The organism is Janthinobacterium sp. CG_23.4 (assembly GCF_029892305.1).
Classification (GTDB): domain Bacteria; phylum Pseudomonadota; class Gammaproteobacteria; order Burkholderiales; family Burkholderiaceae_D; genus Janthinobacterium; species Janthinobacterium lividum_D.
Window position 1 is genome coordinate 3850946 of sequence record NZ_JARXUX010000001.1, and the last position, 15570, is coordinate 3866515.

General features: G+C 62.3%; 13 protein-coding genes. 12 read left to right on the plus strand and 1 reads right to left on the minus strand.

The window, feature by feature from the left end; translation table 11 throughout:
- Window positions 1-70: 70 nt before the first annotated feature.
- A complete protein-coding gene (locus tag H4V96_RS17275; RefSeq protein WP_070346365.1) occupies window positions 71-1141 on the plus strand; it encodes a hypothetical protein in 1071 nt (356 codons plus the stop codon).
- A 3-nt stretch (window positions 1142-1144) separates the two neighbouring features.
- Here H4V96_RS17275 and H4V96_RS17280 read toward each other — a convergent pair whose 3' ends face one another.
- Entirely contained in the window at window positions 1145-2104 is a 960-nt protein-coding gene (locus tag H4V96_RS17280) for a LysR family transcriptional regulator (protein ID WP_043462657.1), read from the minus strand.
- 229 nt (window positions 2105-2333) lie between these two features.
- On the opposite strand from H4V96_RS17280, the gene H4V96_RS17285 reads away from it, so the two are divergent.
- From H4V96_RS17285 to H4V96_RS17335, 11 genes are all read left to right on the plus strand, one after another.
- A complete protein-coding gene (locus H4V96_RS17285; RefSeq protein ID WP_196854676.1) occupies window positions 2334-3173 on the plus strand; it encodes a phytanoyl-CoA dioxygenase family protein in 840 nt (279 codons plus the stop codon).
- Window positions 3173-3991, plus strand: a complete 819-nt coding sequence (locus H4V96_RS17290) for a TIM barrel protein (protein ID WP_196854675.1) — start codon at window positions 3173-3175, stop codon at window positions 3989-3991. Before H4V96_RS17285 ends, H4V96_RS17290 begins: the two co-directional genes overlap by 1 nt.
- 83 nt (window positions 3992-4074) lie before the next feature.
- Window positions 4075-4536: a MarR family transcriptional regulator gene (locus H4V96_RS17295; protein ID WP_070346363.1), complete on the plus strand. Its 462-nt coding sequence runs from the start codon at window positions 4075-4077 to the stop codon at window positions 4534-4536.
- A 165-nt stretch (window positions 4537-4701) separates the two neighbouring features.
- The gene (locus tag H4V96_RS17300; RefSeq protein ID WP_196854674.1) at window positions 4702-7077 is read left to right on the plus strand and encodes a M1 family metallopeptidase; all 2376 of its coding nucleotides are present in this window, start codon (window positions 4702-4704) and stop codon (window positions 7075-7077) included.
- Window positions 7074-7562: a DUF6702 family protein gene (locus tag H4V96_RS17305; protein ID WP_010401030.1), complete on the plus strand. Its 489-nt coding sequence runs from the start codon at window positions 7074-7076 to the stop codon at window positions 7560-7562. Before H4V96_RS17300 ends, H4V96_RS17305 begins: the two co-directional genes overlap by 4 nt.
- 19 nt (window positions 7563-7581) lie before the next feature.
- A complete protein-coding gene (locus H4V96_RS17310) occupies window positions 7582-9615 on the plus strand; it encodes a TonB-dependent receptor (protein WP_196854673.1) in 2034 nt (677 codons plus the stop codon).
- Between the two features lie 105 nt (window positions 9616-9720).
- Window positions 9721-10455, plus strand: coding sequence for a 2OG-Fe dioxygenase family protein (locus tag H4V96_RS17315; RefSeq protein WP_196854672.1), 735 nt, complete (start codon window positions 9721-9723; stop codon window positions 10453-10455).
- A gap of 142 nt (window positions 10456-10597) precedes the next feature.
- Window positions 10598-11959, plus strand: a complete 1362-nt coding sequence (locus H4V96_RS17320; protein ID WP_196854671.1) for a response regulator — start codon at window positions 10598-10600, stop codon at window positions 11957-11959.
- Window positions 11960-12222: 263 nt separating this feature from the next.
- Entirely contained in the window at window positions 12223-12930 is a 708-nt protein-coding gene (locus tag H4V96_RS17325; RefSeq protein WP_196854670.1) for a CerR family C-terminal domain-containing protein, read from the plus strand.
- A 17-nt stretch (window positions 12931-12947) separates the two neighbouring features.
- The gene (locus tag H4V96_RS17330) at window positions 12948-14363 is read left to right on the plus strand and encodes an efflux transporter outer membrane subunit (protein ID WP_280721075.1); all 1416 of its coding nucleotides are present in this window, start codon (window positions 12948-12950) and stop codon (window positions 14361-14363) included.
- Window positions 14364-14376: 13 nt separating this feature from the next.
- Window positions 14377-15561 carry an efflux RND transporter periplasmic adaptor subunit gene (locus H4V96_RS17335; protein ID WP_196854669.1) on the plus strand — a complete coding sequence of 395 codons (1185 nt, stop codon included), beginning with the start codon at window positions 14377-14379 and terminating at the stop codon, window positions 15559-15561.
- The last annotated feature ends 9 nt before the right edge of the window (window positions 15562-15570 follow it).

Consider the following 15570-nt stretch of genomic DNA (forward strand, 5'->3'; position numbering starts at 1 on the left):
GGGCAATCGTGTAGCCTGCCGCAATCACTTTATAATACAGCCCTTACTTTACGCCGGACACCTCCGCACCATGACGCTTCCCGACAATGACACCAGCCGGCTCGATGCCATCAGCACCGCCGCCACCGAAGTGGCCGCGCAAAACGTGGCCGACCTGCTGGCCATGGCAATCTGTCACCGCCCGGATGAACCGGCGTTGATCGTCTGCGACAAGCGCAGCTGGCTCAATGTCGTGTTGACGCAAGCGTATCACCTAGCCTTGCCGGACGCGACTCTCATCGATTTCGACGACGTCACGCCCGACGCCGTGCTGGCCGCGTTCGCCGAACTGCCCGCCGGCAGCCTCGTCGTGCTGATACAGTCGACCAGCTTCCGCCTGGAAGCGTTCCGCATCCGCATCGAACTGTTCAAGCGGGGCCTGAAAGTGATCGAACACGTGCATTTATCACGCATGCCCGGCGTGCAGGGGCTGCACTACATCGCTTCGCTGGCCTACGACCCGGCCTACTATCGCGGCGTGGGCCATGCGCTGAAGGCGCGCATCGACCGCGCCCGCCATGGCATGCTCGACAGCGGCGGCGAGCAACTGGTGTTCGCCTCGCCGTTCGAAGCGGCCAAGCTCAACATCGGCGACTACAGCGGCATGAACAATATTGGCGGCCAGTTCCCCCTGGGCGAAGTGTTTACGGAAGCGCAAGACCTGGAAGCGGTAAATGGGCGCGTGCGCATCTTCGTCTTTGGCGACACGCACTTCATGGTCAACCGCCCCGACACGCCAATTACCCTGATCATCGAAAAGGGTCGCGTGACGGGCACCGAGCAGGCCACGCCGGAATTTACCGCCATGCTGGAGATCATCCGTGCGCATGAGGGCGAAGTGTGGGTACGCGAACTGGGCTTCGGCATGAACCGCGCCTTTTCGCGCGAGCAGCTGGTAAACGACATCGGCACCTACGAACGCATGTGCGGCATCCATTTGTCGCTGGGCGCCAAGCACGGCGTCTACACCAAGCCCCAGTTCAAGCGCAAGGATGCGCGCTACCACGTCGATATCTTCGCCGTCACCGAGGCCGTCTACCTCGACGACGAACGCGTGTACGCCGATGGCGCGTGGACGGTGGAAGCCGTCGCTTTCAACTGAGCCTCAGCTGAAAAATCCAGCCGCTTCCAGTTCGCGGTCCCACGGCGGCAAGGGCTGGTATTGGGCCACCAGGAAATCGATCAGCGCGCGCACCTTGGGCGATGGCTGGCGGCTGGCCGGATACAAGGCGCTCAAGTAATTCAACGGCAGCTCCCAGCCCGACAGCACGGGTAGCAGGCTGCCATCGAGCAGCTTGCGCCAGGCGAGAAAGGTGGTGCTATAGACAATGCCCAGGCCGCGCAGCGCCGCCTGGTGCAGCACCAGCCCGTTATTCGCCGTAAAACCTGCCTGCACGCGCACGCTCACCTCTTCGCGCTGCGCTCCTGCTCCACGCTGGAACTGCCAATTTGTGCCATCGGTCAGGTGGCTGAAATGCAAACACTGATGCTGCAGCAAGTCTTGCGGCACCTGCGGCATGCCCCATTGCGCCAGATAGGCGGGGCTGGCGCACAGCACGGCGCGACACGGCGCCAGCCGGCGCATGGCCAGCACGCTGCTGTCCGGGATGCCGCCGACGCGGATAGTCAAGTCAAAACCGTAGCGTATCGGGTCGAGCAAGGCGTCGTCGACAAATAACTCGGCCTGCACCTGCGGGTGCAGCAGGCTGAAACGGGCGACGGCATCGGCTAGCCAGACGCTGCCGAAACTCGATGGTGCCTGGATGCGCAGCGGCCCGGCGAGCTCCGCCCCGGCACCCGCCTGCGCCACGTGCGCCACCATGCGCGCCGCTTCCTGCGCCTGGCTGACGGTAGCCATGCAGGGCGCCAGGTAGGCGCGCCCCGCGTCCGTCAGGCTCACTTCGCGCGTGGAACGGTGCAGCAGGCGCGCATTCAGGCGCTGCTCCAGCTGCATGATGGTCTTGCTGACCATGGCGCGCGTCAGGCCCAGGCGCTGCCCGGCCATGGTGAAGCTGCGCTGGCGCGCCACCTCGACAAAGATTTCCATCGCTTTTAGTTGATCCATGCGAAGAATTGTCTTCGTTTTTGAGACAATCTGTCAACCGACTAGCAATTGTTTGCCCCCACTCCACCACCTACAATGGCATCTTTCTTTTTGTAACAACGCCTGACAGAAGCGTAGCGAGCGGAAGTGAGTTGTGGCTGAGAAGCGGAGCTGTGCTCTAGCACAGTGAGCCTCGCAAGCCGCAAATCGCGGGCGCAGTAGCTTATGTCAGGCGGAACCTGGAGACGCCATGCTGACTACATCACAACAAGAACAATACCAACGCGACGGCTACATTATCCTGCCCGACTTCAAGAATGCGCACGAAATCGCCGCCTTGCGCGCGCGCGCCGAGCAGATTGTCAACGAATTCGATCCCAGCGTCAGCCAGTCCATCTTCACCACGCGCGACCAGGCGAAGAACACCAACGACTATTTCCTCGCTTCCGACAACACCATCCGCTGCTTCTTCGAGGAAGAAGCCTTCGGTCCGGACGGTCAGTTGAAACAGGCCAAGTCCCTGTCGATCAACAAGATCGGCCACGCCATGCATGACCTCGACCCCATCTTCCGCGCCTTTTCGGCCGATCCGAAACTGGCCGAAGTGGCGCGCGACCTGGGCCTGGCAGACGCCCAGGTATGGCAATCGATGTATATTTTCAAGCAGCCCGGCATCGGCGGCGAAGTGCGCTGGCACCAGGATGCCACCTACTTTGAAACCACCCCCATCAGCGTGACCACCTTCTGGTTCGCGCTGGAAGACGCGACCCTGGACAACGGCTGCCTGTGGGCGGAACCGGGCGGCCACCGCGGCCCCCTGCACGAGCGCTTCATCCGCAACGGCGACGCCGTGCACGTGGAAAAACTCGATGCCATGCCCTGGCCCGACGACAGCACGGCAGTGCCACTGGAAGTGAAGGCCGGCGCACTGGTCTGCTTCCATGGCTTGCTGCCCCATTACAGCGCGCCAAACCGCTCGCCCGTCTCGCGCCACGCGTATACCTTGCACGCCACCGATGGCCAGACCGAGTACGCAAAGCATAACTGGATACAGCGCGACGCAGCGTTCCCCGTGCGGGGCTTCGTCTGATGCGCATCGACATCTACGCCGCCCACTGGGGCAATAACGACCTGTCGCCCGAGGTCTTCATCGACAAAGTGCTGACGGCAGGCTTCGACGGCATCGAAATGTCGCTGCCGCTGGACGCCGCTCTGCGCGAGGAATGGACGCAGCGTATCGCCAAGGCAGGCCTGAAACTGATCGCCGCACAGTGGGAAACCGTGTTCCACAGCGATTTTGACCTGCACCGCGCCGCCCTGGCCGAACTGCTGGAAAACGCCTGCCTGGCGCGCCCCGTGCTGGTCAACACGCACACGGGCAAAGACTATTACAGCCAGGCGCAGAACGCGCAACTGCTCGACCTAGCCGCTGCCATCGCGGCAAAGCACGGCGTGCCCATCGTGCATGAAATCCACCGCAGCCGCTTCAGCGGCCATCCCATGCTGCTGCTGCCGTATCTGCAGCAGTACCCGCACCTGGCATTGACGGCCGACCTGTCGCACTGGTGCTGCGCCTGCGAATCGCTGCTGGAAGACCAGCCACAGACCCTGGCGCAGGTGCTGCCGCTGGTGCGCCATGTGCACGCGCGCGTGGGCCACGCACAAGGGCCGCAGGTGGCCGACTTCCGCGCGCCAGAAGCAAAGGGTGCGCTCGACGCCCATCTGGCATGGTGGGATGCCATCGTCGCCATGCGCCGTGCGGCCGGCGCCGAACACATGACGTTTACGCCGGAATTCGGCCCCGCGCCATACCTGCAAACGCTGCCCTACACGCAGCAGCCGGTGGCCGACGCCTGGGAACAGAACGTCGCCATGCTCCATCTGCTGCGCGCGCGGTATGCCGGCTAGGTAAATAGACGCGGTACGGCGCCGTATCGCCAGGTACGGCGCCGTACATTGCAATTAAATAGCGCACTATATATACTGTGCGCATGGATACCACCACCGCCCCCAACCCGCTGCACCAGGTGCCGCGCCTGGACAGCCAGCTATGCTTTGCGCTGTACTCGACCTCGCTCGCCATGAACAAGCTGTACCGCAAGCTGCTGCGCAAACTTGGCCTGACCTATTCGCAATACCTGGTGATGATGGTGCTATGGGAACGCAACGGCTTGACGGTATCGGAAGTGGGCGAGCGCCTGTTCCTCGACTCGGCTACCCTGACGCCTCTGCTCAAACGCATGGAGCAAGCTGGCCTGTTGACGCGTGCGCGGGCAGCCAGCGACGAGCGCCAGGTCATCATTTCCCTCACGCAGCAGGGCGACCAGTTGCGCCACGCAGCGGCCCTGCTGCCCGAAGCCATCCTGACGGCCAGCCACTGCAGCCTGGAACAAGTTGTGGACATGAAGCAACAACTAAACCAGTTGCGCGATAGTTTGATGAAAAGTGAGTAAAGACGCCAATCTACCGATCAAAATCAGGTAAAGCATCGCGCTGACAGCGGTAGGCAAAAGCTGGCGCAAAAGCTGCCTTCCTTTATTACAAATCGATACAAGGATGGCCCCACCCTGCGTATAGAATAGTTGCTACTATTTCCTTACAACAACATCAGGGTGAAAATGCGCATACCTTTCGGCTCCGTCGCCTCGTTGGCTCTCTGCTTTGGCGTCTCGGCTTTCGCCGCCGAGCCATTCGACGACAAGTTCCGCCAACTCGACAATGTGCTGCCCACCCCGAATACCTACCGCACCGCCTCCGGAGCGCCGGGCCACGCCTATTGGCAACAACGCGCCGACTACACGCTGCGCGCCACGCTGGACGAAGCCAGGCGCGAAATCGTCGGCAGTGGCAGCATCACTTACCACAACCAGTCACCCGATACCCTCGGCTACCTGTGGCTGCAACTGGACCAGAATATTTACAAACCCGATTCCGACGCGCGCCGCATGAGCACCGCGCCATCGCGCCAGGCGTGGGCCAAAACGGCAGGCGACGAGACGATGAAGTTCGACGGCTTGCGCAGCATGCTGGCGCGCGGCGACTTCCAGGGCGGCTTCAATATCCGCGCCCTGAAGGGTGCCGATGGCCAGCCATTGAAATATGTAGTGAACCGCACGATGCTGCGCATCGACCTGCCGCAAGCGCTCAAGCCGGGCCAGGACTTCGTCTTCCAGATCGAGTGGGATTACCGCATCAATGAACAGAAAGTGCTGGGCGGACGCGCCGGCTATGAAGTCTTCGACGACAAGAACGCCCTGTTCGAAGTGGCACAGTGGTTCCCGCGCATGGCAGCCTATTACGACGCGGCCGGCTGGCAGCACAAGCAGTTCCTGGGCTCGGGCGAATTCACGCTGGAATTCGGCGACTACGACGTGCAGTTGACGGTTCCTGCCGACCATATCATCGCCGCCACGGGCGAGCTGCAAAATCCTCAGGATGTACTGTCCGGTGCACAGCGCGAGCGCCTGGAAAAGGCCCGCAACAGCGACAAGCCTGTCATCATCGTCACGCAAAAAGAGGCCGAAGCGGCCGAAAAAACGGTGAGCCGCGCGCAAAAGACTTGGCACTTCAAGGCATCGAACGTGCGCGACTTCGCCTGGGCCTCGAGCCGCAAGTTCATCTGGGACGCGCAGGGCTATAACAAGGGCGGCAGCAAGCTGATGGCCATGTCCTACTATCCGAAGGAAGGCAATCCGCTGTGGGAAAAGTACAGCACGCAAGCCATCGTGCATACGATCGAACAATACAACAAGTACAGCATAGACTACCCGTACCCGACGGCCATCTCCGTCAATGGCCCCGTGGGCGGCATGGAATATCCGATGATCTCCTTCAACGGCCCACGCCCGGTCAAGGACAAGAAAACGGGGGAGCTGAGCTACTCCAAGCGCACCAAATATGGATTGATTGGCGTCATCATCCACGAGGTGGGCCACAACTATTACCCGATGATCATCAACTCGGACGAGCGCCAATGGACGTGGATGGACGAAGGCCTCAACACGTTCGTGCAATACCTGGCGCAGCAAGCCTGGGAAGAGAACTATCCGGCCTCGCGCGGCGAGCCGCGCGACATCGTCGACTACATGCGTAGCCGCGACCAGGTGCCCATCATGACCAATTCCGAGTCCTTGCTACAGTTAGGCAACAACGCCTACGCCAAGCCGGCGGCTGGACTGAACATCCTGCGCGAGACGATACTCGGGCGCGAACTGTTCGACTACGCCTTCAAGGAGTATGCGCAGCGCTGGAAATTCAAGCGTCCGACGCCGGCCGACTTTTTCCGCACCATGGAAGATGCTTCCGGCACGGATCTGGACTGGTTCTGGCACGGCTGGTTTTATACCACCGACCCGGTCGACATCAGCATCGACGGTATCAGCGAATATGGCGTGAGTTCGAAAAATCCGGAAACGGAAAAAGCCTGGAAAAAGGCGCAGAAGGATGCGCAACCCGAATCCGTTGCGAGCCGCGCCAACAAGGGTATGCCACGCCGTGTCGACGCGCATCCTGAACTGAAGGATTTCTACAACCAGCACGACGATTTTACGGTGACCAACAAGGACCGCAATGCCTACGCCGAAACGCTGGCGGGCCTGGAACCGTGGGAAAAGGACTTGCTGAAACAGGGCAAGCACCTGTACCTGGTCGACCTGTCGAACCTGGGCGGCATGATCATGCCGCTGATCCTCGAGATCGAACTGAAAAGCGGTAAAAAGTACGTCGAGCGCGTGCCGGCCGAAGTGTGGCGCTACTCACCAAAAAAGATCACCAAGGTCGTCATCACCGATGAGCCGATGGTGGGTCTGGTGCAGGACCCGTACTGGGAAACGGCCGATATCGACACCAGCAACAACGCCTGGCCGCGCAAGATCACGCCATCGCGACTGGAACTGTTCAAGAGCGAGAAGTCGCCCAAGGATAACCTGATGCGCGATTTCAATACGCCGCTGAAAGGCAAGCATGGCGGCGCGGACAAAGGCGACGAGGCGTGAAGCGCTGGCGCACGTTCGCGGCAAGCCTGCTGGCCTGCGCCAGCATGGCAGCAGGCGCGCACAATTTCCACATGGGTATCGCCGACATCAGCTATAACGCGGCCAGCGGCAGCACCGAAGTAGTACACACCTATACGAGCCACGACGTCGAGGCGTTACTGACGCAACTGTACCAGCGCCAGTTCGACCTGGGCCAGGAAGATAGCCAAGCGGCCCTGCGACGCTATGTCGAGAAACAGTTTTATCTGCTGGCGCCGGACGGCAAGCGATTGCGCCTGAACTGGGTCGGCATGAAGGTCAATGCAGACAACGTGGTGATCTTCCAGGAAATCGAGCACACGCGCCTGGCGCCCGCCACGCGCATCCACAACCAGTTGCTGATCGATTTCCTGCCCAGCCAGAGAAATACCCTCAATGTGCAAGATAGCGGCAAGATCCAGACGCTGATTTTCGACAGCCAGAATACGCAACTGCCGATCCGCTAAGCCTTGCCCCCACAGACCCATGACGCCACGCTATCTTTCCCTCCTCCTCACGGCGCTGTTTTCACCCGCCGCCCACGCTGACGACATCTTCCAGCGCGTGCTGGTCGACGGTTCACGCATGAACCAGCTCGGCGTGGCCGATGCAGCCAACGCCGGCAGCGTCACGCAACAGCAGCTCGCAGCACGTACCAGTTATCGGCCCGGCGAATTGCTCGAAGCCGTGCCGGGGCTGATCGCCAGCCAGCATAGTGGCGAAGGCAAGGCCAACCAGTTCTATCTGCGCGGCTTCAACCTCGATCACGGCACGGACTTGCGCACCAGCGTCGACGAGATGCCCGTCAACCAGCGCAGCCATGGTCATGGACAGGGCTGGACGGACCTGAACTTCCTGATTCCCGAACTGGCCATGCGCCTCGATTACAAGAAGGGGCCGTATTCGGCGGTGCACGGCGATTTCTCCTCGGCCGGCGCGGCGTCCATCATTTATGCGAACCGACTGACGCAGGGCATCGCCAGCATGGGGATGGGGCAAAACGGCTTTCGCCGCGCCCTGCTGGCCGACTCGTTTGACGCGGGCGACGGCAGCGTGCTGTATGCGCTCGAAGCGCAGCACAACGATGGGCCATTCACGCAGCCGGACCGCTACCGCAAACGCAATGGCGTGCTGCGCTACAGCCAAGGCTATGCCAACAACGGTTTCAACGTCACGGCCATGGCCTACGACGCCAGTTGGCATGCCACCGACCAGATTGCGCTGCGCGCAGTACAGGACGGCACGCTGGGTCGCTTCGACGCCATCGATGGCAGCGACGGCGGCAAGGCGCAGCGCTACAGCTTGTCGGGCGCCTGGCGCCAGACGACGGACGATATATCGTCCAAGGTCAGTGCCTATGTGATCGCCAACCGCCTGGCCCTGTACTCGAATTTCACGTATGCGATGGACGACCCGGATAACGGCGACCAGTTCGCCCAGCCCGATCGGCGCGTGACGGCCGGCCTGGAGGCCAGCCACACCTGGCACCACCACACGGACAAGGGCAGCAGCGATACCAGCATCGGTCTGCAGCTACAGAACGACAACATCCACAATGGCTTGTACAACACGCGCCAGCGGCAAATCGTGTCGCGCACGCGACAAGACCACATCGTCGAATCGAGCCTGGGCGTGTATGGCGAAAACAGCACGCGCTGGTCGCCCTGGCTGCGCAGCGTGGCCGGCCTGCGGGCGGACGCCTACCGCTTCGACGTACGCAGCGACCGCGCCGCCAATTCGGGGCAGGCCAGCGACCATTTGTTCAGTCCCAGCCTGAGCGTGATCGTCGGCCCCTGGCGCGAAACGGAGGCGTATATCAACATAGGCAATGGTTTTCACAGCAACGACGCGCGCGGCACGACCATTACGCTCGACCCGAAGACGGGCCAGGCGGCAGATAGGGTCACGCCACTGGTGCGCTCGCGCGCCCTGGAACTTGGCCTGCGCAGCAGCGCCATCGCCGGTCTGCAAACATCGCTGTCGCTGTACCGCCTGGACTTCGATTCCGAGCTGCTGTTCATCGGCGACGCCGGTGCCACCGAGGCGGGCCGCCCGAGCCGGCGCTACGGCATCGAGTTTTCCAGCTACTACAAGGCGGCCAGCTGGCTATCGCTGGACCTTGACCTGGCATATGCGCGGGCACGCTCGCGCGGCAGCGACCCGGCGGGCGACTTCATTGCCGGCGCCATCGAAGGCGTGGCCCAGCTGGCCATGACGCTGACGCCGCGCGGGCCATGGTCAGGCTCTTTGCGCCTGCGCTACTTTGGCCCGCGCCCTCTGATTGAAGATAACAGCGTGCGCTCGAGGGCCAGCGTGGGCTTGAATGGGCGCATCGCCTACCAGATCGACAAGACCTTGCGCGTGGAAGTCGAAGGCTACAACCTGGCTAACCGGCGCGACTCGGCCATCGATTACTACTATGCCTCGCGCCTGCCCGGCGAGGCGCAGCCAGTCGACGATATCCACTTCCATCCGGTGGAATCGCGCTCGCTGCGCCTGACACTGCTAAAGAATTTTTAGCTCAACAAACATAATTCCTGCTGGACGTAACACAAGAGTTGCCGCGAAGTCGTAGAATGCCAGGCTGGATAAACTGATACAGGCCGCGACCCGGCCCGCACCGCCATGAGCACTTCCGCACCGATCTTTACCGACCCGTCTTGCATCAAGGACGCCTTGCGCGATAACGGCTACGCCGTCCTGCGCCCGCAGGACGTGGCGGCGCTGGCAGGCTGCCCGCTGGCCGCACTGCGTGCGCTCGAGCCCAGCTGGAACAGCCTGGCGCTGGACAATTACCTGAAAGATGGCGGCCGCTATCGCCGCCGGCGCCACTCGTGCTTCGTGCAAGATGGCGCGCATCTGACACAGACAGCGCATCGCCCGCACTGGCAGCCAGTCGAATACAACGCCCTGCACGGCGGCATGCACCGCCTGTTCGAGCCAATCGAGCCGGCCATCGTCGCGCAAGCAGCCTGGCAACAGCTGATCCGTGCGCTCGGTGACGCCTGCTCGCAAGTCAAGGGCAAGCAAGCGTGGTTCATCGAGGCGCACCAGTTCCGCATCGATACGACCGATGGCATCGGTCGCCCAACACCGGAAGGCGCACACCGCGACGGTGTCGATTTCGTCGCCGTTCTGCTGATCGGGCGCGCACAGGTCAAGGGCGGCGAGACGCGCATCTTCGAAGCCCATGGTCCCAACGGCAAGCGCTTTACCCTGACCGAACCTTGGTCACTGCTGCTGCTCGACGATGCGAACGTGATCCACGAATCGACGCCGATCCAGCCCATCGGTGACCATGGCCACCGCGATACGCTCGTGCTGACCTATCGCGCTGGCCAGTTCCAGGGCGAGAATTAACAGATGGCGGCAACCTTCCCCGTGGCCAAAATAGTCACTGGGAAGTTACTTTTACAAACTTAAATCCGATATAGTCGCAAGATGTCGATCTTGCGCGCTCGCCGCGCCTAGCATCACCACACTGAAATTCTAGGAGAGGTCTGTGGACTCCAACAATCACATCAAGCCTGGCGAAATCGAGATCCTGATCGTCGAGGACAGCCCGACCCAGGCGGAGCGCTTGCGCCGCCTGATCCAGTCGCTGCACTACAATGTGCGCGTGGCGGCGAATGGGCAACTGGCCCTGGCCGCCATCCGCGAGCGCAAGCCGCACCTGGTGCTGTCCGATATTGTCATGCCTGAAATGAATGGCTACGACCTGTGCCGCGCCATCAAGTCCGACCCTACCCTGCGTGACATTCCCGTCATCCTCGTCACCTCGCTCAACGACCCAAAGGACATCATCCGCGGCATCGAGTGTGGCGCCGACAATTTTATCCGCAAGCCCTACGCGGAAGACTACCTGCTCAACCGCATCAGCCACATGCTGATGAACCAGAAACTGCGCAAGAACCAGAACGTGGAAATCGGCATCGCCCTGTACCTGGGCGAGCAGAAGCATTTCATCAATGCAGAACGCCAGCAAATCCTCGATTTGCTCATTTCCACGTATGAACAGGCAGTACAGGTCAACGGCGAACTGCAGGCGCGCGAACGCCAGGTGATCGAGCTGAACATGCGCCTGGCGCACCATGCGGCCGAACTGGAAACCATCAACCGCGAAATCGCGCTGAAGAACCTGGAGCTGGCCGAAGCGAGCCGCATGAAGTCGGCCTTCATCGCCAATATGTCGCATGAACTGCGTACGCCCCTGAACGCCATCATTGGGTTCACCGGCGCGCTGCTGATGAAATTACCCGGCCCCCTGACGTCCGACCAGGACAAGCAGCTCAACACCATCCGCGCCAGCGCGCGCCATCTGCTCTCGCTGATCAACGACATCCTCGACGTGGCCAAGATCGAAGCTGGCAAGCTGACCTTGTCGATCGAACCCGTGCACTGCCAGGAGCTGATGGCCGAAGTGTCCGACACCTTGCGCCCGCTGGCCCAGCAAAAAGGCCTGGCCTTGGAAATGACACTGGGAGCAGCAGGCAGCCCGCCTGTCATCATCGACACGGACCGCCGCGCGTTGACGCAAATCCTCATCAACCTGCTTAACAACGCCATCAAGTTCACCGAACACGGTACGGTGCGCATCAGCCTGTCCCAGCGCGAGGATGACGGCGTGCTGGTGACGGAACTGAGCATCGCCGACAGTGGCGCCGGCATCAAGGAAGAAGACCAGGTCAAGCTGTTCCAGGCCTTCTCGCAGCTCGATTCCACTTCCACACGCCACGTGGAAGGCGCGGGACTGGGTCTGTACCTGTGCCAGAACCTGGCCAACGCCATCGGCGGGACCCTGTTTTTCAACAGCGACTACGGCTCGGGCAGCACCTTTACGCTGGCCCTGCGCAGCAAAGCCTGAGCGTCTGTGCGCCGCAACATAAATTTTAATCTTTTGACATTCTAGATAGATCCACACAGTAGTTCTACCGTATTGCAGCGCACCATTTTTAGCGCTATAGTAGAACTGTCTCCTCCAATTTGTTCTCCGAACATTGGATTTAGCCCGCACATGCAACAGCGGGCTTTTTTTTGCCTGCGCTTTCCATCATCGTCCTCTCTCCTTAACTAAATCAAGCGATTTAGTTATATCAAACGCTTGAGATATTTGTTTAAATCTCTGGCATGCTTGAAAAAAATACTTCCCCAGCAACACATGCCGACGACGGGCGCAAGCCTCGCTCCGATGGTGAGCAATCGCGCGAGCGACTGCTGCACAGTGCCATCCGCCTGTTTGCCGAACAGGGCTACGCCAAGACCTCTACGCGCGAACTGGCACAGGCAGCTGGCACGAACGCGGCCGCCATCCGCTACTATTTTGGCGACAAGGCGGGCCTGTACCGCGCCGCCTTCGCCCAGCAATCTTCGAATCCGCAAGACAATATCGCTCTGTACGAGCAGCCCCATTTCACCCTGCGCCAAAGCCTCGAAGGCTTTTATGCGCAATTGCTCGCCCCCATGCAGCAGGGAGAAATCGCGCGCGACTGCATGCGCCTGTGGTGCCGCGAAATGCTCGAACCGACGGGTCTGTGGGCACGCGAAATCGACCAGAACATCCGCCCCGAGCATGAAGCGCTCACGCGTGTGCTGGCGCGCCACTTGGGTGCGCCCGACAACAGCGACGACATGCATCGCCTGGCTTTTTCCATCGCTTCACTGGCCCTGCAGCACATGGTGGGCACTGAGGTGCTGCAAACCTTGCGTCCGCAACTGCTGGAATCGCCACAGGCCATCGACATCTGGCTGGCGCGCATGACCGACTACGCGCTGGCCATGGCCAACGTGGAGCGCCAGCGCCTGGCCATTCCTCCCTCTCCCCCCACCGCTCAATGACAAGCAGAAGGACCCGCATGACGACTATTCGAGGCACCGCTCAACGCACACTGGCAGCCGGCATCGTGCTGGCGCTAGGTGGTTGCGCTCTGCAAGCCCCACCCGCAGCGGTGGCACCGGGCGCACCCGCGCAGTGGCAGGCATCGCTGCCGCACAATGGCAAGCTGACGGACCTGGCCAACTGGTGGCAGGGCCAGGGCGACAGCCTGCTGGTGGAATTGATCACCGACGCGCAGCAGGCCAGCCCGACCATCGCCGCCGCCGGCACGCGCATCGTGCAGGCGCGCGCAGACAGAATCGCCAGCGGCGCCAGGCTGGCGCCCGCACTCGACGCCACAGGCAGCGTGTTGCGCACCAGCCAGCAATCGGCCCAGCCCAGCGGCACCACCTCGCAGGCGGCCTTGCAGGCGTCATGGGAAATCGATGTGTTTGGGGCCGCGCGCGCCACGCGCGATGCGGCGCAGGAACGCTACGACAGCGCCCGCGCGCTCTGGCATGAAGCACGCGTCTCGGTGGCTGCGGAAGTGGCGAACCAGTACTATGCCTTGCGCACCTGCCAGCAGTTGCAAGCGGTGTCCGAACAGGATGCCGTTTCGCGCCGCGACTCGGCACGACTGACGCAACTGAGCGCCGGCGCCGGCTTCCAGCCGCCCGCCAACGCCGCCCTGGCCCGTGCCAGCGCTGCCGACGGCGCCAGCCGCGCCATCGAACAGCGCGCCGCCTGCGATGTGAATATCAAGGCGCTGGTGGCCTTGTCGTCCATGCCGGAACCAACGCTGCGCCAGAAGCTGGCGGCCAGCCCCTTTGTTGCGCCCTCGCCCGTGGCGATTGCGCAACTACCGGCACAAACCCTGGCCCAGCGTCCCGACATCTACAGCGCCGAACGCGAAGTGGCGGCGGCCAGCTTCGAAGTGCGCGGCGCACAGGCGCAGCGCTATCCCCGTCTGAGCCTGGCCGGCGCCATCGGCAAGGGCAATATCCGCGCTGGCGGCAGCAGCATCACGGCCAGCACCTGGAGCATCGGCCCGCTGGCCGTCAGCCTGCCCATCTTCGACGGTGGCAGGCGCCTCGCCGAGGTCGATGCCGCGACGGCGCGCTACGCTCAAGCCGTGCTGAAATACCGCGCCGGCGTGCGCCAGGCAGTGCGCGAAGTGGAAGAGGCGCTGGTCAACCTGGCCAGCACGGACGAGCGCAGCGGCCACGCGAAAGCCGCCCTGGAAGGCTACCGCGTATCGTTCGTCGCCACCGAGGACCGCTACAAAAATGGCCTGGCCAGCCTGATCGAACTGGAAGACGCGCGCCGCACGCGCCTGGCCGCCGAAAACACCGCACTCAACCTGGAACGCGAACGCAGCGCCGCCTGGGTAGCGCTGTACCGCGCCGCCGGCGGCGGCTGGAACAGCAGCAACGCCATCGCCCACAACGCCCCCTGACGGATACGACAACATGAAAAAAACAACCTTGAAACCGATGGCACTCGCGCTGGCCACCCTTTTTGTAGTGCTGGGCGCCGGCGTTACCCTGTATTCCCCATCCTCTACTGCCGCAGGCGAGGCGCAGGATAAAAGCGCGACGCAAAAACCAGCCCTCAGCGTCACTACGGCCAAGCCGCAAACGACCAGCCTGCCCATCAAGCTGAACGCCAACGGCAACGTGGCAGCCTGGCAGGAAGCCGTCATCGGCAGCGAATCGAACGGCTTGCGCCTGACAGACGTACGCGTGAATGTCGGCGATGTCGTGCGCGCCGGCCAGGTGTTGGCGGTGTTCTCGAACGACACGGTCAATGCCGACGTGGCGCAGGCAAAAGCGGCGCTACAGGAGGCGCAAGCGAATGCGATTGAGGCGGCCGCCAACGCCGAGCGCGCCCGCTCACTGCAAAGCACGGGCGCCATCAGCGCGCAGCAAATCAGCCAGTACCTGACAGCCGAACAGACGGCCAACGCGCGCATTGCCTCGGCCAAGGCGCAACTGGCGTCGCAGCAGCTGCGCCTGAAATACACGCAGGTGGTGGCGCCCGACAGCGGCATCATCTCCTCGCGCTCGGCCACCGTCGGCTCCGTCGTGGGCGTCGGCACGGAGCTGTTCCGCATGATCCGCCAGGGGCGCCTCGAATGGCGCGCCGAAGTGACGGCCACCGAGCTGCTGAATCTGAAAGCGGGTACCGTGGCGCAGGTGAAGGCCGCCAATGGCAGCATTTTGAGGGGCAAGGTACGCATGATCGCTCCCACGGTCGATCCGCAGACCCGCTCTGCCCTCGTGTACGTGGACCTGCCGGCGAGTACCGGCAACAACGCTCCCTTCAAGGCCGGCATGTACGCCAGCGGCGAATTTGAACTCGGTACCTCGGGCGCGCTGACGGTGCCGCAGCAGGCGATTGCCGTGCGCGATGGTTTCAGCTATGTCTTCCGCCTCAATTCCGACCAGCGGGTCAGCCAGATCAAGGTGCAGGCCGGGCGACGCCTGAGCGACCGCATCGAGATCGTAGGCGGCATCACGGCCGATACCACCATCGTCGTCAGCGGCGCCGGCTTCCTCAATGACGGCGACTTGGTGCGCAATGTAGCCCCCTCGGTTCAACAACCGGCCGCTGCTCCGGCCAGTCCTGCGCTCAGCCCAGCGGCGAAAAAATAAGGAGAGGCC